Annotated in this window: 18 protein-coding genes and 1 tRNA gene; 8 read left to right on the top strand and 11 right to left on the bottom strand. The window is 74.4% G+C overall.

Annotation, left to right across the window (positions count from 1 at the left end; all coding sequences use genetic code 11):
* Positions 1-109 precede the first annotated feature (109 nt).
* The 5 genes from FB586_RS02095 to FB586_RS02080 form a co-directional block, all read right to left on the bottom strand.
* On the bottom strand, positions 110-1396 hold the full coding sequence (locus FB586_RS02095; RefSeq protein WP_136517661.1) for an ATP-grasp domain-containing protein: 1287 nt from the start codon (positions 1394-1396) through the stop codon (positions 110-112).
* A complete protein-coding gene (locus tag FB586_RS19900; RefSeq protein ID WP_246036479.1) occupies positions 1389-1730 on the bottom strand; it encodes an NAD(P)-dependent oxidoreductase in 342 nt (113 codons plus the stop codon). The genes FB586_RS02095 and FB586_RS19900 overlap by 8 nt, the downstream gene beginning before the upstream one ends.
* Complete coding sequence (locus FB586_RS19895) at positions 1634-2125, bottom strand: Rossmann-fold NAD(P)-binding domain-containing protein (RefSeq protein WP_246036514.1); 492 nt, start codon at positions 2123-2125, stop codon at positions 1634-1636. The genes FB586_RS19900 and FB586_RS19895 overlap by 97 nt, the downstream gene beginning before the upstream one ends.
* 450 nt (positions 2126-2575) lie before the next feature.
* The gene (locus FB586_RS02085; RefSeq protein ID WP_136517659.1) at positions 2576-2800 is read right to left on the bottom strand and encodes a hypothetical protein; all 225 of its coding nucleotides are present in this window, start codon (positions 2798-2800) and stop codon (positions 2576-2578) included.
* 89 nt (positions 2801-2889) lie between these two features.
* Positions 2890-2972, bottom strand: a tRNA-Leu gene (locus FB586_RS02080).
* A gap of 240 nt (positions 2973-3212) precedes the next feature.
* Here FB586_RS02080 and FB586_RS19195 point away from each other — a divergent pair.
* The 7 genes from FB586_RS19195 to pknB are packed head-to-tail and all read left to right on the top strand — an operon-like array spanning position 3213 to position 12233.
* A complete protein-coding gene (locus FB586_RS19195) occupies positions 3213-3917 on the top strand; it encodes an FHA domain-containing protein (protein ID WP_168800414.1) in 705 nt (234 codons plus the stop codon).
* Between the two features lie 10 nt (positions 3918-3927).
* Entirely contained in the window at positions 3928-4437 is a 510-nt protein-coding gene (locus tag FB586_RS02070; RefSeq protein ID WP_136517658.1) for an FHA domain-containing protein FhaB/FipA, read from the top strand.
* Positions 4438-4440: 3 nt separating this feature from the next.
* Entirely contained in the window at positions 4441-5901 is a 1461-nt protein-coding gene (locus FB586_RS02065; RefSeq protein WP_136517657.1) for a PP2C family protein-serine/threonine phosphatase, read from the top strand.
* Entirely contained in the window at positions 5901-7406 is a 1506-nt protein-coding gene (locus FB586_RS02060; RefSeq protein WP_136517656.1) for an FtsW/RodA/SpoVE family cell cycle protein, read from the top strand. Before FB586_RS02065 ends, FB586_RS02060 begins: the two co-directional genes overlap by 1 nt.
* Positions 7403-8854, top strand: a complete 1452-nt coding sequence (locus FB586_RS02055) for a peptidoglycan D,D-transpeptidase FtsI family protein (protein WP_136517655.1) — start codon at positions 7403-7405, stop codon at positions 8852-8854. Before FB586_RS02060 ends, FB586_RS02055 begins: the two co-directional genes overlap by 4 nt.
* Positions 8851-10200 carry a serine/threonine-protein kinase gene (locus tag FB586_RS02050; protein ID WP_136517654.1) on the top strand — a complete coding sequence of 450 codons (1350 nt, stop codon included), beginning with the start codon at positions 8851-8853 and terminating at the stop codon, positions 10198-10200. Before FB586_RS02055 ends, FB586_RS02050 begins: the two co-directional genes overlap by 4 nt.
* Positions 10200-12233, top strand: a complete 2034-nt coding sequence (gene pknB / locus FB586_RS02045) for a Stk1 family PASTA domain-containing Ser/Thr kinase (RefSeq protein ID WP_136517653.1) — start codon at positions 10200-10202, stop codon at positions 12231-12233. The genes FB586_RS02050 and pknB overlap by 1 nt, the downstream gene beginning before the upstream one ends.
* Positions 12234-12319: 86 nt before the next feature.
* Here pknB and FB586_RS02040 read toward each other — a convergent pair whose 3' ends face one another.
* The 4 genes from FB586_RS02040 to FB586_RS02030 are packed head-to-tail and all read right to left on the bottom strand — an operon-like array spanning position 12320 to position 14837.
* On the bottom strand, positions 12320-12943 hold the full coding sequence (locus FB586_RS02040; RefSeq protein ID WP_136517652.1) for an aminodeoxychorismate/anthranilate synthase component II: 624 nt from the start codon (positions 12941-12943) through the stop codon (positions 12320-12322).
* A 1-nt stretch (position 12944) separates the two neighbouring features.
* Positions 12945-13106 (bottom strand): hypothetical protein, encoded by a 162-nt coding sequence (locus FB586_RS19190; RefSeq protein ID WP_168800397.1) that lies wholly within the window; start codon positions 13104-13106, stop codon positions 12945-12947.
* Positions 13107-13155: 49 nt separating this feature from the next.
* Positions 13156-13959: a class E sortase gene (locus tag FB586_RS02035; RefSeq protein ID WP_246036343.1), complete on the bottom strand. Its 804-nt coding sequence runs from the start codon at positions 13957-13959 to the stop codon at positions 13156-13158.
* Positions 13956-14837 carry a DUF881 domain-containing protein gene (locus tag FB586_RS02030; protein ID WP_246036340.1) on the bottom strand — a complete coding sequence of 294 codons (882 nt, stop codon included), beginning with the start codon at positions 14835-14837 and terminating at the stop codon, positions 13956-13958. The genes FB586_RS02035 and FB586_RS02030 overlap by 4 nt, the downstream gene beginning before the upstream one ends.
* Positions 14838-15015: 178 nt before the next feature.
* On the opposite strand from FB586_RS02030, the gene FB586_RS02025 reads away from it, so the two are divergent.
* On the top strand, positions 15016-15267 hold the full coding sequence (locus FB586_RS02025) for a cell division protein CrgA (RefSeq protein ID WP_136517651.1): 252 nt from the start codon (positions 15016-15018) through the stop codon (positions 15265-15267).
* Positions 15268-15409: 142 nt separating this feature from the next.
* On the opposite strand, the gene FB586_RS02020 is transcribed toward FB586_RS02025, so the two are convergent.
* Together FB586_RS02020 and FB586_RS02015 are read right to left on the bottom strand one after the other, a co-directional pair.
* Positions 15410-16285 carry a rhomboid family intramembrane serine protease gene (locus FB586_RS02020; RefSeq protein WP_370741046.1) on the bottom strand — a complete coding sequence of 292 codons (876 nt, stop codon included), beginning with the start codon at positions 16283-16285 and terminating at the stop codon, positions 15410-15412.
* A gap of 1 nt (position 16286) precedes the next feature.
* Positions 16287-16826 carry a peptidylprolyl isomerase gene (locus FB586_RS02015; protein ID WP_136517649.1) on the bottom strand — a complete coding sequence of 180 codons (540 nt, stop codon included), beginning with the start codon at positions 16824-16826 and terminating at the stop codon, positions 16287-16289.
* Positions 16827-16842 lie beyond the last annotated feature (16 nt).

Genomic DNA, 16842 nt, shown 5'->3' with positions numbered 1-16842 from the left:
GAAGACCCGGCGACCTGCGAGGCCGCGGAGGTAGTCGGCGCCGGTACGGGTCGGACCGTCGGACGCGCTCCGTCCCGCGGCCGCGGCCGTCGCCATCTGGGTGTCCTGGTCACGCACGACCATCACCGTCGTCCTCCTCGTCACGTCGGGGGGCGTGGGGCTGCTCGTCTGCGAAGCCATTCGTCTCGGCCACCGCGGCGAACCACGGCGCACGGCTGAGTGCCGCCACGTCGTCGGCGATCGCGCCGGTGCTCGCGAGCAGGGCCGAGGCACCGAGGCGCACGGTGGTCCCGGTGTTGCCGTCGCGCGCGACGCGGAACACGTGCACGTCGACCTCGCTGCCCAGGACGTCGACGACCTCGGGCGTGCCGTCCCAACGCTGACCCGGCATCACCGGCAGCCACAGCCACGCGCCCTGGCGGGTTCCGGTGCGGTCCGGCTCGGGGACGGGCAGACCTGCCTGCAGACGCAGGTTCGCCACCTCGAGCTGGACACCGGCGTGCACACGGGCGACCTCGGAGACCAGCGCCCCCGGAGCGCGCGCGGCGGTCTCCAGCACCACGAGCCTGCCGTCGGGGGTCGTCGCGAACTCCGTGTGGACCACGAAGTCGCCGTCCGCGCCCAGTGCGCGGACCACGCGCTCGTTCAGCTCGTGCGCCGCCGCGGCCTGCGCGGATGCGTGCGGCACGCTCCACCCGCCCAGTACTCGGCCGTGCTCGAACCCCAGCAGCGGCCCCAGGTAGCCACCCACCTGGACCGGCTGCACGTCGCCGTGGCGCACCAGCGCGTTGACGTGGCCCAGGGCGCCGGTCACGTACTCGTCGACCTGCCACCCCGTCTCACCGTCGTGCCGCGCCAGCCACGCCAGCAGCGCCTGGCGGTCGTGCAGCACCTCGACGCCGCGCGAGTTCGCCTCGTCCCTGGGCTTCACGACGGCGGGCAGCCCGACGCTCGCCACCACGTGGTCCGCGACCGCGCCGGACGACGTGACGGCCGGCTCGAGGGTCAGGTGCCGCGGCACCGCGACGCCAGCGGCGGCGAGCCGACGCTTCATCAGCACCTTGTCGCGGTACCCCTCGAGGTCCGCGGGGTGCCGCGCGGGCAGACCCGTCGCGGCCCGCAGGCGCGCGCACTCGACGACGCAGTACTCGTCGTTGCTCACGACCTGCGCACCGGGCGCGGACCGCACGACCGCCTCCCACTCCTCCCGGTCCGCGCGCACGACCCGCACGTCCGGGTTCCCGCCGTCCTCCCGCAGGACGCTGCCGGGGTCGGCGTCGGTCAGCACGACGACGTCGAACCGGTCCGGCGGGAACGCCTCCGCCGGGTCCGTCGTGAGGAACTGACGCGAGTGGAGGACGAACACTCGCCGGCGCGCGTCGGACGCGTCACCCACCATGGCCTCCTGACGTCGGGACCAGCACCCGGCCGGTGGTCAGCGCGCGGGCACGGCCCAGCTGCCCCGAGACGACTCCAGGCACCGGCTCGTGCCGCGCGAGGGCCTGCCACACCGCGACCAGGTCGTCGACGTACGCCCAGGCGCTCTCACGGCTGCGCCAGGCGACGTGCGGCGAGAGGCGGACCGTCGGCACCACCCTCAGAGGATGGTCGTCCGGCAGCGGCTCGGGCGAGGTCACGTCGAGCGTCGCGTGCAGGCGGCCTGCGTCGCAGTGCTCGAGGAGCGCGTCGGTGTCCACGAGCTTGCCACGCGACACGTTGACGAGGTGCAGGCCCGGCCGGGCGCGCCCGAGCGCCTCGCGGTCGAGAAGCCGACGGGAGTCCTCACCGACTCGTGCGTCAGGATCGCGTGCATCGCGTACTCGGCGAGCGGCGCCGCGTAGCAGCGCCAGCTCCGCGTCAGGAGCGTGCCCGGACCGACGTCGGCGAGCCCGGCGAAGTCCACGCCGGCCGAGGTCACGTGCACCCAGGAGTAGTCGACGGAAGCCAGCGCCGCCCGACGCTCGTCGTCGGCCAGCTCGTGCGGGGCGAGCACCAGGAGACCGCCCGGCGTCGGGCCGTCCTTCCAGTCGACGACGGCCACGTCGGAGCGCAGCGCCTTCGTGAGGCGTGCTGCCAGCTCGTCCGCTGCCCCCGGGGGGACGGCGGACGTGATGACGTGCGTCATGGACCTCGGACCTCCTGGTCGTGGCACGGCGACTGCGCGACGTGGCGCGCACACCACATCCGCGCAGGCCCCCTGCACCGGAACGACAGAACGGGATGATCACCGTATCTTCGACTGGCAGTCGGTACCGGACCGTAACGGACGGCCCCGGACAAAAGTGGTCGAAGCCCGTACGAGCCACGGGTCGCGCCAGACCGGCGAGCCTCCGGCGACGCGGGCTGTCAGTAGCTCCTTGCGCGCGCTCGCGCGACGAACCCGCCAACTACTCCACGGAGGCACGGGTACGGGCCGACATGTCAGGCAAACATCGACCATCTCAGGCAGACATCTACGCCGCTTCCTGCCCCCACCGTTGCGGGCGCCAGGCATGCCCCGACGGTGAGATCGCACGGCGTACGACGTGCGGTCGTCGACGACGGCGCTCCACCCGACGTCGCGCTCGTCGTCGCGTCAGGACGAGAGGGAGTACGCCAGCAGCGCGAGGAACCCGCCGAAGAACGTCGCGACGGCACCGGCCACGACCAGCAGCACGCCGACCACCGCGCGCACCGAGCCCCCGCGGGCGGACGTGCGCGCGGACCGCAGCAGCCGGACGCCGGTGACGACCAGGGCGACGCCGCCCAGCGCGACGAGCGCCATGACGGTCACGCCGGCCCAGTCCGTGCTGCCGCCCATCGCGCTCGCGCCCCCATCCCGTCCGCCGCGGACGTGGTCGGATGCGACGAGAGCCGGTGACCCTGAGGTCACCGGCTCTCGTCCTGACGTGCGCGAGGCGGGATTTGAACCCGCACGCCCTTTCGGACACTGGCACCTGAAGCCAGCGCGTCTGCCGTTCCGCCACTCGCGCGCAGTCCGGAACAGTAGCACGCTGTGTGCCCGGCACCGAACCGGCCGGTCAGGGCGAGGTCCGGGCAGGTCCGGTACGACCCACGTCCCACCACACGTGCGGGGTGTCCCCACCCCGGGCGGACCCGTGGGGTGCACGGCACGGATACGATCAGGACGGACCGTCGGCGCGCCACGCCCGACGAGCCACGGAGCACGCTGGGGGCCGACGGCCCCGGACGAGCGGCGGGAGGAGGTGGGCGTGGGGTTCCTCGACAAGTTCGAGAACGGCGTCGAGCGCGTGGTCAACAACGCGTTCGCGCGCGCCTTCCGCAGCGAGGTGAAGCCGATCGAGCTCGCCGACGCGCTGCGGCGCGAGCTCGACGACCGCGCGGCCGTGGTGGGTCGCGACCGCACCGTCGTGCCGAACGAGTTCACGATCGAGCTGTCCACGCCCGACTACGACCAGGTCGAGCAGTGGGGCGCGGAGGCCCTCGCGGAGGAGCTCGCCGCGAACGTGACCGACCACGCCGCCGGCCAGCACTACGCGTTCGTCGGCCCGGTCACGGTGTCCTTCAGCGAGAACACGGAGCAGGACGCGGGCCGGTTCGCCGTCCACAGCGCGACCGTGCGCGGCGCCGTCGCCCCCGCGACGAGCGCGGCGCCCAGCCCGCGGCACCCGCTCATCGACATCGACGGGCAGCGGTACATCCTCACGGGGCCGGTCACCGTCATCGGCCGGGGCTCCGAGGCGGACATCATCGTGGACGACCCGGGCGTGTCCCGGCGGCACCTCGAGATCCGCGTCACGCCGGACGGCGTCGTCGCGAGCGACCTCGGCTCCACCAACGGCCTGTACGTCGAGGGGCACCAGGTGCCGGCGGCGACGCTGCTCGACGGCAACACCCTGACGATCGGCCGCACCCGGATCCTGTTCTGGACCGGCGGCCCCGACGCGGACGAGTGAAACGGCGGGCATGAGCGAGCTGACCGTCACCCTCCTGCGCATCGGGTACCTGGCCCTGCTGTGGCTGCTCGTGCTGTCCGCCATCACCGTGCTGCGCCGCGACCTGTACGGCACGCGCATCATCGACCGCCGCCGCACCCCCGCGCCCCGCGCGGCCGGTCCCGCCGCCGACGCACCGCCGGCGGCGGCGGAGGCACCGGCGCGCCCGCCGCGCCGCAGCCGCTCCGCCGGTCCGAGCCGTCTCGTGGTGACCGAGGGGCCCCTGCGGGGCACCACGCTGCCGCTCGGGTCGTCCGCGGTCCTGATCGGCCGCGCCCCCAGCTGCACCCTCGTCCTGGACGACGACTACTCCTCCTCCCGCCACGCCCGCCTGTTCCCGCAGGACGACCAGTGGTTCGTCGAGGACCTGGGCTCCACCAACGGCACCTACGTGGGCGACCAGCGCGTCGAGCAGCCCACGCCCGTCCCGACCGGCACGCCGGTGCGGGTCGGGCAGAGCGTGCTCGAGCTGCAGAGGTAGCCCGTGACGGTCGCCCTCCGCTTCGCCGCGCGCTCCGACGTGGGGCTCGTGCGCTCCGACAACCAGGACTCCGCCTACGCGGGACCGCACCTGCTGGTCGTCGCCGACGGCATGGGCGGGCACGCCGGCGGCGACGTCGCCTCGTCGGTGGCGGTCGCGGCCCTCGCTCCTCTCGACGGGGAGTCGCACGGCCCTGACGACGCGCTGGACGAGCTGGAGGTCGCGCTCGACGACGCGCGGGCGGAGATCATCGCCCGCAGCACCGCCGACCCCGACCTGGCCGGCATGGGCACGACCGTCACCGCGATCCTGCGCGCGGGCAACAAGCTCGCGATGGTGCACCTCGGCGACAGCCGCGGCTACCTGTTCCGCGACGGCGTCCTGTCGCAGGTGACGACCGACCACACGTTCGTCCAGCACCTCGTCGACACCGGGCGCATCACGGCCGAGGAGGCCGAGCACCACCCGCAGCGCTCGGTCGTCATGCGCGTCCTGGGCGACTTCGACGCCGACGTCACGGCCGACCTGTCGGTGCGCGAGGCGCGCGTCGGCGACCGCTGGCTGCTGTGCTCGGACGGCCTGTCCGGCTTCGTCTCCGCGGAGACGATCGAGGAGACGCTCGCGACGATCCCTGACGTCGACGCGTGCGCCGACCGGCTCGTGCAGCTCGCGCTCCGCGCCGGCGGCGGCGACAACGTCACGGTCGTGCTGGCCGACGTCGTCGAGCTCGACGACCTGCCCGACGGCGCGATGCCGTCGACCAACGCGAGCGTCGTCGGCGCCGCGGCGCTCTCGCGCAAGCGCCCGTCCGCGGCCGCGGAGAGCCCGGCGGCCCGCGCGGCGTGGCTCACGGGCCGCGCACGGCGCGGCGGCACCGCCGACGAGGACGGCACCCCCGACACGCCCCCCGCCGGCACCGCCGCGTCCGCCGACGGCGGCGGCGAGCCCGAGCGGGACCCCGAGCACGAGGACGAGCCGCTCGCGCCCGAGCCGCGCCGGCGCGGCCTGGTCGTCGCGTGGGTGGTCGCGGGCGTGGCCGTCGTCGCGGCGGTCGTGCTCGGCTACCTGTGGACGCAGCAGCAGTACTACGTCGGCGACGGCGACGGGCGCGTCACGGTCTACCGCGGCATCCCGCAGACCCTCGGACCGGTCGAGCTGGCGTCGGTCGTCGAGACCACCGACCTCGAGGTGGAGGACCTGCCCGCCTACCTGCGCGAGCGCGTCGAGCAGACGATCTCGGCCGGTTCCCTCACCGAGGCGCGTGCCCTCGTCGCGATGCTCGAGGACGGCCTCCCGCCCGAGGGGTCCCGGACGCCCACGCCGAGGCCGACGACCACCGCCCCGAGCCCGCGGCCGACCGACGGCACGCTGCCGCCGGCGCCCACCGACCCCGCCGTGCCCGCCCCGACCGACCCGCAGCCGAACGCGGCGGGCTCCGACCTGCCCGAGGCCGGCGCGCGGTGATGGCCAGCATCCAGCCCCACCGGGTCCGTCCCGGGCGTGGGACCGAGCTCCTGCTGCTCGTGCCCGCCCTGGCGATCGGCGTCACCGGGTACGTGCTCGCCGGCATCGGCGTGACCGACCACGTGCCGGGCAACGCGGTCGGGTACGCGGTCGGCACCACGGTGCTCGCGCTCGTCGTGCACGTCGTGCTGCGCCTGCGCGCGCCGTACGCGGACCCGGTGATCCTGCCCGTCGTCGTGGCGCTCAACGGCCTCGGTCTCGCGATGATCTCGCGCCTGTCCCTGGCGTACGCCGAGCGCGGCCGCGCCGACTCCGGCTTCGCCGACCGCCAGCTCGCGTGGACCGCCATCTCCGTGGCGCTGGCGGTCGTCGTGCTGCTGCTCCTGCGCGACCACCGCACGCTGCGGCGCTACACGTACACGGCGATGGTGGCCGCGCTCGCGCTCATCGCGCTGCCGCTGCTGCCCGTGATCGGCCAGACGGTCAACGGTGCGCGGATCTGGGTGCGGGTCGGGCCGGTCGGCATGCAGCCGGCGGAGTTCGCGAAGATCGCCCTGGCGGTGTTCTTCGCCGGCTACCTCGTCACGCACCGCGACACCCTGGCCCTCGCCGGCAAGAAGGTGCTCGGGCTGCAGCTGCCCCGCGCGCGCGACCTCGGCCCCATCCTCGTCGTGTGGGGGGCGTCGCTGCTGGTCCTGGTCGGGCAGCGCGACCTGGGCACGTCCCTGCTGTTCTTCGGCCTGTTCGTCGCGATGCTGTACCTCGCCACCGAGCGCACCAGCTGGGTCGTCATCGGCCTGCTGCTGTTCGTCGGGGGCGCCGCGGCGGCGGCCACCACGTTCGGGCACGTCGGCGCGCGGTTCGACGTGTGGCTGCGCGCGCTGGACCAGGACGTGTACGGGCGCGAGGTCGGCGGCTCGTTCCAGGTGGTGCAGGGGCTGTTCGGCATGGCGAACGGCGGGCTGTTCGGCACGGGCTGGGGGCAGGGACGCCCCGACCTGGTGCCGTACGCCGAGTCGGACTTCATCATCGCGTCCATCGGCGAGGAGCTGGGCCTGACGGGCCTGCTCGCCGTGCTGCTGCTGTACACGGTCCTCGCCGAGCGCGGGCTGCGCACCGCGATCGGCGTCCGCGACGGGTTCGGCAAGCTGCTCGCGGGCGGCCTGTCGTTCGTCGTCGCGTTCCAGCTGTTCGTCGTCGTCGGCGGCGTCACGCGCGTCATCCCGCTCACCGGTCTGACGACCCCGTTCCTCGCGTACGGCGGGTCGTCCCTCGTGGCGAACTGGATCATCGCGGCGCTGCTGCTGCGCATCTCCGACGAGGCGCGCCGCCCCGTGCCGGTGGTCCGCGCGGTGCCGACGCCGGACATCGGCGTCCCGGTCGCCGTGGCGGGCCGCGGCGAGGGCACGGGCCGCCCGGTGCGGTCGTCCGCCCGGGACGTACCCGACGGCACCGGCCCACGTCCCGACGACCGACCGACCGAGCACCTGGGGGGTGACGCGTGAACACGCCGCTGCGCCGCCTGGCCACGCTCGTCCTCGTCATGTTCGTCGCCCTCATGGGCAGCGCGTCGTGGGTGCAGTTCGTCCAGGCGGAGGACCTCAACACCGACCCGCGCAACGCCCGCACCCTGTACCGCGAGCACGGCAACGCCCGCGGGCCGATCGTCGCCGGCGGCGAGGCGATCGCCTCGTCCGTCCCGGTGGACGACCCGTTCGGCTTCCAGCGCACGTACCCGCAGGGCGAGCTCTACTCCTCCGTGACCGGCTTCTACTCGATCGCGAACGGGCGCAGCCAGCTCGAGCGCGCGGCGAACGACCAGCTCACGGGCCGCGGTGACCAGCTGTTCTTCTCCCGGATCCGCGACCTGCTCACGGGCCGGCGGCCCGAGGGCGCGGCGGTCGAGACGACGATCCTCCCGGCGGCCCAGCGGGCCGCGCGCGACGCGCTCGGGGACCAGCACGGTGCCGTCGTGGCGCTCGACCCGTCCACGGGCAAGGTCCTCGCGCTGGTCTCCACGCCGGGGTTCGACCCGAACGCGCTGGCCGTGCACAGCACGAGCGAGGCGTCGCAGCGGTACGCGGAGCTCGACGCCGCCGAGGGCAACCCGCTGCGCAGCAACGCCACGCAGGAGCGCTACGCGCCCGGCTCCACGTTCAAGCTCGTCACCGCGGCCGCGGCGCTCGAGAGCGGCGGGTACGCGGCGGACACGCCCGTGCCCTCGCCGGTCGTCCTGGACCTCCCCCAGACGTCCGCGACGATCGGCAACTTCGGCGGCAGCAGCTGCGGGGGCGACCAGGTCACCCTCGCCGACGCGCTGCGGGTCTCGTGCAACACCGCGTTCGCGAACCTCGGCCTGACCCTCGGCGAGGACGCCCTGCGCGAGCAGGCCGAGCGCTTCGGCTTCGGCGACGCCACGCTGACGATCCCGACCGAGGTCGTCGAGAGCGTGTTCCCCGCCGACCTGGACCCGCCGTCGCTCGCGCAGGCCGCGATCGGCCAGCGCGACGTGAGCGCCACGCCGCTCCAGATGGCCATGGTCAGCGCGGGGATCGCGAACGACGGCGTCGTCATGCGGCCCTACCTCGTCGACACGGTGCGTGCCCCCGACCTGACGGTCGTGTCCCGGACCGAGCCCGAGGAGCTCTCGACCGCCCTGTCGCGCGCCAGCGCGGACGCGCTCACGCAGATGATGGTCGGCGTCGTCGAGTCCGGTACCGGACGCTCGGCCCAGGTCCCCGGCGTGCAGGTCGCGGGCAAGACCGGCACGGCGGAGACCGTCCAGGGCGAGCCGCCGCACGCGTGGTTCACGGCGTTCGCACCTGCGGACGAGCCCCGGGTGGCGGTCGCCGTGGTCGTGGAGAACGGTGGGTCGCTCGGCAACGAGGCGACCGGCGGTCAGGTCGCGGCGCCCATCGCGCGGGCCGTGATCGAGGCGGTGCTGGCATCGTGAGGACGGCTCCGGGCGTCGCGCTCGGCGGCGGGCGCTACCGGCTCCTGCGCCGCATCGCCGTGGGCGGCATGGGCGAGGTGTGGGAGGCCAACGACGACGCCCTGGCCCGTCCCGTCGCCGTCAAGGTGCTGCGTGCCGAGTTCGCCGGGGACGCGGGGTTCCTCGAGCGGTTCCGCACGGAGGCGCGCAACTCCGCCGCCCTGTCGCACCCGAACATCGCCGCACTGTTCGACTACGGCGAGCAGGAGGGGTCGGCGTACCTCGTCATGGAGCTCGTCGTCGGCGAGCCGCTGAGCGACCTGCTCGAGCGTGAGCCGGTGCTCGACCCGCGCCGGCTCCTGCCGGTGCTCGCCCAGACCGCGCGGGGTCTGCACGCCGCGCACGAGGCGGGTGTGGTCCACCGGGACGTCAAGCCCGGCAACATCCTGCTCGCCCGGTCCGGCAAGGTGAAGATCACCGACTTCGGCGTCTCCCTCGCGGCGGACCAGAAGACGATGACGGCGACCGGCATGGTCATGGGGACGGCGCAGTACCTCTCCCCCGAGCAGGCCGTCGGGCGTCCGGCGACCCCGCTGTCCGACCTGTACTCGCTCGGCGTCGTCGCCTACGAGGCGCTGGCCGGCAGGCGTCCCTTCACGGGGCCGACGGCCGTGGACATCGCGGTCGCGCACGTCAACGACCCCGTCCCGCCGCTGCCGACGACGGTCGAGCGGCGCCTGGCCGCGCTGGTCCTGCGGCTGCTGTCGAAGGAGCCGTCGGAGCGGCCGCGGTCCGGCGAGGAGCTCGCGGCGATGCTCGACCGGCTCGTGCCGCAGACGCCGCCGTCGGGCGTCCCCGTGCTCGTGTCGCACCCGCAGCGGCCCCGGGACGAGTTCGCACGCACCCGGCGGGACGCACCCGAGGCGCCCGCGCCCCCGCGCGCGCAGACGCCGCCGTCCTACCCGCCCTCGCGTCGGGGACGTGCCGGCCGCACCGAGCCCGCCCCGGGCACCCGGCGTGCCGCCGCCCGCGCCGCCACTCCCCCGTCCGGCTCGGTGCTCGACGCCGTGCGTGACGCGGGCCGCAACCTGCGGCGGCTGCGTCTGCCGCTCGTCATCCTCGTGCTCGTGCTCGTCGCGCTCCTGGGCGCGGCCCTGGCCGACCGCCTCGTGGGGGCGGCCGGTCCCGCCGCGACGTCCTCCGTGCAGGCGACGGGCGCGACCCGGACCGACCAGTACCCTCGTGCGGACGCACCCGGTGGGATGATCACCGGGGAGCGCCGGGCCGTGCGCGAGACCACCGACCCGGCAGGGCGGGACCCGGGCGGGACGCCCGTCCCGCGATCGACGGAAGTGAAGGACGCCTAGTGGTGGACGACGGATCCCGAATCCTGGCCAACCGGTACGAGGTCGGCGAGCTCATCGGGCGCGGCGGCATGGCCGAGGTGCACATCGGCCACGACACCAGGCTCGGCCGTACGGTCGCGATCAAGATCCTGCGCTCGGACCTGGCCCGCGACCCCTCGTTCCAGAACCGGTTCCGCCGGGAGGCGCAGTCGGCGGCCGCTCTCAACCACCCGGCGATCGTCGCGGTGTACGACACCGGCGAGGACCTCGTCACCGAGGCGACCGGCACGGTCGCCCACGTGCCGTTCATCGTCATGGAGTACGTCGAGGGCCACACCGTGCGGGACATCCTGCGCGACGGCCACGCCGTGCCGATCGACGAGGCCGTGGAGATCACCGCGGGCGTCCTGTCGGCGCTCGAGTACTCCCACCACGCCGGCATCGTGCACCGCGACATCAAGCCGGCCAACGTCATGATCACGCCCACGGGGGCGGTCAAGGTCATGGACTTCGGCATCGCCCGTGCGGTCGCGGACTCCGCCGCGACGATGACGCAGACGCAGGCCGTGATCGGCACGGCGCAGTACCTCTCCCCGGAGCAGGCGCGCGGCGAGCAGGTCGACGCCCGGTCCGACCTGTACTCGACCGGCTGCCTGCTGTTCGAGCTGCTCACGGGCCGGCCGCCGTTCGTCGGCGACTCCCCCGTCGCCGTCGCGTACCAGCACGTGCGCGAGGCGCCGCCCGTGCCCAGCCAGATCGCGTCCGACGTGCCCGAGCCGCTGGACCGCATCACGCTCAAGGCCCTCGCCAAGGAGCGCGACGCCCGCTACTCCACGGCGGCCGAGTTCCGCGCCGACCTCGAGGCCGTGCTGCGTGGCGGTGCCGTGGGCGCACCGGCGGTGGGGGCCGCGCTGGCGGCGATGCCCGCCGGCGAGACCACGCAGGTCATGGCTCCCCCGGTCGCCACGACGCAGGCCATGCCGCCGGCCGCGGCCGGCACCGCGCCCTGGGGTGCCACGGGTGTGCTCGCCTCGACGCCGCCGGAGGAGGACGAGCCGGAGGAGAAGCGCAAGCGCTGGCTGCTGTGGACGCTGATCGCGGTCGCGGTGCTCGCGATCGCGGGCATCGTCGCGGCGATCGCGCTGAACGGGGACGACGGGGCGCAGGACGTCGTCACGGTGCCGCCGGTGGCGGGGATGAGCCAGGAGGAGGCGCTGCAGACGCTGCGCGACGCGAACCTCGACCCGGTGCCCCAGCAGCGCGCGGACGACACCGTCCCGGCGGACCAGGCCATCGGCACCGACCCGGCGGAGGGCGAGGAGGTCGCGCCCGGCAGCGACGTCACCGTCTTCATCTCCACGGGTCCGGCCCAGGTCACCGTCCCCCGCGTGGCGGAGCTCACCGAGGCTGAGGCCGTGCAGATCCTCGAGGACGAGAACCTCGTGGTCGCCGACAACCGCGAGTCGGAGAACCACCCGACGATCCCACGCGGACGCGTCGTGCGCACCGACCCCGCGGAGGGCACGCCGGTGACCGCCGGGCAGACGGTCACCCTGTACGTGTCCGACGGCATGGTCACCGTGCCGAACGTGACCGGCCAGAACATCGAGGACGCCACCACCGCGCTGCGCGAGGCAGGCCTGCAGGTCTCGACGTTCGAGGAGCCGAGCGAGGACCAGCCCGAGGGCACGGTCGTCTCGCAGGACCGGCCGGAGGGCGAGATCGTCCCCCAGGGCGCGACCGTGAACCTCGGGGTCGCGTCCCCGCCGACGACGGCGACCGTGCCGACGGACCTGCGGGGGCAGACCTTCGAGGCGGCCTCGCAGGCGCTCGCCGCCGTGGGTCTGACGAACGTCCGCCGTGAGGACGTCGACTCCGACGAGCCCGCCGGCACCGTCGTCTCCTCCGACCCGAACGGCGGCACGAAGATCGCCCGCGAGCAGCAGGTCACGCTGCGGGTGTCCCGCGGCCCGAGCAGCAACCCCAGCCCGTCGCCCACGAGCGGGCAGGGCAACGGCCAGGGCGGTGGCCAGGGCGACGACGACGACGAGTGACCCCTGACCGGTGAGACGACGACGGCCCCCGGGGGACTCCCCCCCGGGGGCCGTTCTCGTCCGTCCGCGCGCGCCGCGCGCCGGGCTCAGAGCCGCACGAGCGGGTGCAGCCCCTCCGAGCGCTCCACGGCGTCCGAGGCACCGCACACCTCGAGCCAGTTCGCGAGCAGCCGGTGGCCGCCCTCGGTGAGCACCGACTCGGGGTGGAACTGCACGCCGTGCAGCGGCAGCTCCCGGTGCTGCAGGCCCATGATGATCCCGTTGGCGCGGGCGGTGACGGACAGCTCGTCGGAGAAGGTGCCGTCGACGACCGCGAGCGAGTGGTACCGCGTCGCCGTGAACGGCGTCGGCAGCCCGGCGAGCACGCCGTCGCCGCCGTGCTCGACCTCGCTCGTCTTGCCGTGCATGAGCTCCGGCGCGTGCGTCACGGTCCCGCCGAACACCTCACCGAGCGCCTGGTGCCCGAGGCACACGCCGAGCATCGGGGTGCCGGCCGCGGCGCACTCGCGGATGACCTGCATGCTCTGCCCCGCCTCGGACGGCGTGCCGGGTCCGGGCGAGACGAGCACCCCGTCGTAGCCGGCGCGCTCGGCCGCGGGCGGCACGGCGTCGTTGCGCACGACCTCGGTCGTCGCCCCGAGCTGGTCGAGGTAGCCGACGATCGTGTAGACGAACGAGTCGTAGTTGTCGATCACGAGGATCCGCGTCACGTCACTCACCCACCGTGGTCTCGTTGAACGGCATGTACGGCGCCACGGCGGGGTACAGCCACAGGAAGCACGCGGCCAGCACGGCCGCCGCCAGCAGGAGGGCGAGGAACGCCCGCACGGGCCACGGCCCCGGCAGGTGCCGCCACAGCCATCCGTACATCATGAACCTCCCTGTCCGCGTCGCCCACCCCTGGTCCGGCACGCCGGCGTCCTCACGACGCCTCCAGCAGCTCGGCGGGCGTCCCGCTCGACGCGGGTGCCCAGTAGTCGAGGACGCCGTAGACGACGTACCGCTCGCGTGCGGAGAACATCGGGTGGCACGTGGTCAGCGTGATCGACCGCTCGGTGGGCTCGACGCCGGGCTGGTTCGGCGCGGGGGCGATGACGCGCACGTCCCGCGGCAGCACGACCTCGGTGCCGGTCGCGCGGTAGACGTACCAGGTGTCGGCCGTGCGCACGACGATCGGGTCGCCGACCTGGATCTCCTCGATCCGGTTGAACGGCTTGCCGAAGGTGACCCGGTGCCCGGCGAGGGCGAAGTTGCCGACACCGCCCGGCATGGCGGTGCCCGGGTAGTGGCCCACGCCGAGCACGTCCAGCACCGTCGGCCGGTCGACGCCCTGGCTGATGGGGCGCTCCGGCTCCCCCGCCCAGCGGGGCACCTGGATCGTCGCGAACGTCTCGGCGTGCCCCGGCTCGGCCATCGGCGCCGGCGGCTCGTCCCGCCGCGGCTCGGCGACCACGGGACCGGTGTCCGCGGCGGCCTGCGCGGGCTCGACGAAGTCGAGGTCGCGCACGATCTCCGCCTGCGCGCGGTCCCCCTCGACGTCCGTCCACCACAGCTGCCAGACGAGGAACCCGAGCAGCAGGACGCCGAGCGTGATGAGCAGCTCGCCCAGCACGCCCACGACGCCGTACACGAACGAGCGCACGCCGCCGCGCCGCGTCGTCGGTGCCGGCCGCTGCGTGCGGGCGGCCCGGCGCGTCGGCCGCTCGGTCATCGGCTGCGTCGTCACGTGCCCTCCTCGGTGGGGGGACCGCCGGTCCCGGTCGTGTCCTCGACGGCGTCCCCGGTGCCCGCGTCGGGGAAGGCGTCCGGCCGGGCGGGCAGGCCCGGCAGGACCTCGACGTCGGACGGCACCCGCGCGGACGTGAGCTCGGTGGCACCCGAGTACGCGGGCAGCTCGAGCCGGTCGGACTCGTGGACCTCCCAGCCGAGCCCCACCTCCACCGAGTGTCGCTGGTACCCCCGGACCGCCGGGGAGTCGTCGAGGGCCGCGCGCAGGTCGTCGGGGTCGCCGACGGCCCGCACCGTGTAGGGCGGGGAGTAGACGCGTCCGTGCAGGCGCAGGACGTTGCCGACGCACCAGAACGCGCTGGTCGACACCACCCGCTGGTCCATCAGGGCCATGGCCTCGGCACCGCCCGCCCACAGGGCGTTCATGACGGCCTGCAGGTCCTGCTGGTGCACGACGAGCACGTCGCCGTTGACCGACTGGTTCTGCACGTCCGCCGGGGCGTCGTCCAGGACCACCGTGAGACCGGGGCCGACGACGGGGACGGACCCGCCGGCGACCAGGTACCCGGGCGACGGCGTGGGCAGCGTGTACCCGGAGAGGGCGTTCTGCTCCGCGGCCAGCCGCTCGACGTCGGCGCGCAGGGCGTCCACCTCGGCGGACATGCGCTCGACGTTCTGCGCCTGCTGGCGGGAGAGCTCCCCGAGGTCCTGGGGGTGGCGGTCGGGGCCGGCGTCGGCGCTGCGGGCGCTGAGCGTGAACAGGGCGCCCGACAGGGCGAGCACGGCGCCGACGGCCGCGGTGCCCCGGCGCGCACGGCGGCGGCGCACGACGGCCGGCGGGAGGTCGCCGGTGCCCCGGTGCGCCCGCTGGCTCACGCCTGCTCCTTCCGCCGGTCGGCCGGCACGTACGCCTACCGGTCGACACCACTACGCTAGGTCACGATCGGCGCCGTGCCGACATCGGTCCGTACCCCGAGCCCGCCGTACCGGGACGGCGGCCGCGGACGGACGGCGGCGGCCGCCGCACCATGGTCGCAGACAGGAGCTCACCGACGTGCCCGAGTCGAAGTCGCGCAAGAAGGCGTCGTACACCCCGCCCCCCGGCAAGGCGCCCGCGCCGGGGCCGCTGCCCCGCTGGTACGTCCCGCTGGCGATCGGCCTGATGATCCTCGGCCTCGTCTGGCTCGTGACGACGTACCTGTCCCCGGGCGCCGCGTACCCCGTGCCGGGCATCGGCCAGTGGAACCTGGCGATCGGCTTCGGGTTCATCATCGTGGGCTTCGCGATGCTCACGCGCTGGCGCTGACCCACCGCTCCGTCCACAGGTTCAAGGGCCGCTGGAAGGTTCGGTACAGAGACGGTGCACAGACCTGTGGATAACTACACCGGTGTAATTCCACAGCTGTGAGCAACGCTGGGGACGCGCCCGGAGGGCCGCAGACGGTCGCTCAGACGAATCCGTAGCGGCCGTACACGGCGAGCGTCGCGCCGACCAGGGCGACGCCGACGAGTGCCGGCGCGAGCACGGCGACGAGCCGACGTCGCTCCCGCGGCACGTAGGCGTACGCCGCGCCGAGTGCCGCGCCGACGACGAGCCCGCCGAGGTGCGCCTGCCACGCGATCCCGGGCAGGAAGCTCAGGGCGACGTTGACGAGGATGATGCCGACGATCCCGCGCGCGTCCCGTCCGAGGCGGCGCAGCACGACGAGCACGGCGCCGAACAGCCCGAACACGGCCCCGGACGCGCCGACGGCACCCGTGCTCCAGCCGCCGACCACGGGGACGAGCAGCACGGCCGCGACGGAGCCGCCGATCGCGCTCAGCACGTACAGCGTCGCGAAGCGCAGGCGGCCGAGCGTCTGCTCGAGGTACGGACCGAGCATCCACAGCGCCAGCATGTTGAAGGCGATGTGCAGCAGGAGCCCGGTCGAGTGCAGGAACGCGGCCGTCAGGAAGCGCCACGGCTCGACGACCCCGGCCGCCGGGCTGAACGCCCAGCGGGTCGTCCACCCGGGCACCGCCCACTGCAGCGCGTAGCTCGCCACGCACAGGGCGATGATCGTGAGCGTCACCACCGGGCGGCCCTGCACGGCGCGCCCGCCGAGCGCGCTGCGGGCCTGGGGCGCGTTCCTCGCCGCCTCCGCGACGCAGTCCACGCAGTGCACGCCGACGGCTGCCGGGCGCTGGCACTCCGGGCACGTCGGGCGACCGCACCGCTGGCAGCGCACGTAGGACGTGCGGTCCGGGTGCCGGGGGCAGACGGGCGGCTGCTGCTCGGCCGACGGCTCCACGGGGGAGCCGCCGGCCGGGGGGAGCGTGCTGATCTCAGTCCTCCACGGAGATCGACGTGATCGTGATGTCCTGCACCGGACGGTCGCCCGGACGGGTCGGCGTCGCGGCGATGGCGTCGACGACCTGGCGGCTCGCGTCGTCCGCGACCTTGCCGAAGATCGTGTGCTTGCCGTTGAGCCAGGTGGTCGGCGCGACCGAGATGAAGAACTGCGACCCGTTGGTGCCGCCGACCTTGCCCGTCACCGGGTCCATCCGCTTGCCGGCGTTCGCCATGGCGAGCAGGTAGGGCTCCGAGAACGTCAGCTCGGGGTGGATCTCGTCGTCGAACTGGTAGCCGGGGCCGCCACGGCCGGAGCCGAGCGGGTCGCCGCCCTGGATCATGAAGCCCGGGATGACGCGGTGGAAGACGACGTCCTTGTACAGCGGGTCGGTGCGGGGCGCACCCGTCGACGGGTCGGTCCACTCGATGGCGCCCGTGCTCAGGCCGACGAAGTTCTCGACGGTGCGCGGCGCGTGGTTCTCGTAGAGCTCGACCCGGATGTCACCGGCGGTCGTGTGGATGGTCGCGAACATCTGCCCAGTGTTCCAC

The organism is Cellulomonas telluris (assembly GCF_004886325.1).
GTDB lineage: Bacteria > Actinomycetota > Actinomycetes > Actinomycetales > Cellulomonadaceae > Cellulomonas > Cellulomonas telluris.
The sequence above is the reverse complement of the archived record's forward strand: the minus strand, read 5'-3'. Positions and strand labels throughout refer to the sequence as shown.